At 52.1% G+C, this 852-nt stretch carries 1 tRNA gene, 1 rRNA gene and 1 other annotated feature (2 of these 3 running past the window's edge); both genes read left to right on the top strand.

The features are described 5' to 3' along the window. Positions 1-522, top strand: a 16S ribosomal RNA gene (locus BBA90_RS19605) (it extends 1,461 nt beyond the left edge of the window). 84 nt (positions 523-606) lie between these two features. After that, a tRNA-Glu gene (locus BBA90_RS06815) sits at positions 607-682 on the top strand. A 101-nt stretch (positions 683-783) separates the two neighbouring features. Next, positions 784-852, top strand: a sequence feature (16S ribosomal RNA rRNA prediction is too short) (it continues 821 nt past the right edge of the window).

Here is an 852-nt window from a genome sequence, read left to right on the forward strand (position 1 = left end):
CGGTGCCTTCGGGAACTCTGAGACAGGTGCTGCATGGCTGTCGTCAGCTCGTGTTGTGAAATGTTGGGTTAAGTCCCGCAACGAGCGCAACCCTTATCCTTTGTTGCCAGCGGGTAATGCCGGGAACTCAAAGGAGACTGCCGGTGATAAACCGGAGGAAGGTGGGGATGACGTCAAGTCATCATGGCCCTTACGGCCAGGGCTACACACGTGCTACAATGGCGCATACAAAGAGAAGCGACCTCGCGAGAGCAAGCGGACCTCATAAAGTGCGTCGTAGTCCGGATCGGAGTCTGCAACTCGACTCCGTGAAGTCGGAATCGCTAGTAATCGTAGATCAGAATGCTACGGTGAATACGTTCCCGGGCCTTGTACACACCGCCCGTCACACCATGGGAGTGGGTTGCAAAAGAAGTAGGTAGCTTAACCTTCGGGAGGGCGCTTACCACTTTGTGATTCATGACTGGGGTGAAGTCGTAACAAGGTAACCGTAGGGGAACCTGCGGTTGGATCACCTCCTTACCTGAAGATACCTTCCCGCGAAGTGCTCACACAGATTGTCTGATAGAAAAGTAACGAGCAAAGCGTCTTACGAATGAGACTAGTGTCCCCTTCGTCTAGAGGCCTAGGACACCGCCCTTTCACGGCGGTAACAGGGGTTCGAATCCCCTAGGGGACGCCATTTGCTGGTAATGAGTGAAAGACATTGCCATTGATAGTTCAGAGTATGCTGTTAAGCATATTGTGAAGTATTTGCTCTTTAACAATCCGGAACAAGCTGAAAATTTGAAACGACCGCGTCGTATTCGTTCTCCGTAATAAGAACGATGCGCGATGCGGCCGGGTCTCAAG

The organism is Pantoea eucrina (assembly GCF_001691555.1).
Classification (GTDB): domain Bacteria; phylum Pseudomonadota; class Gammaproteobacteria; order Enterobacterales; family Enterobacteriaceae; genus Pantoea; species Pantoea borealis.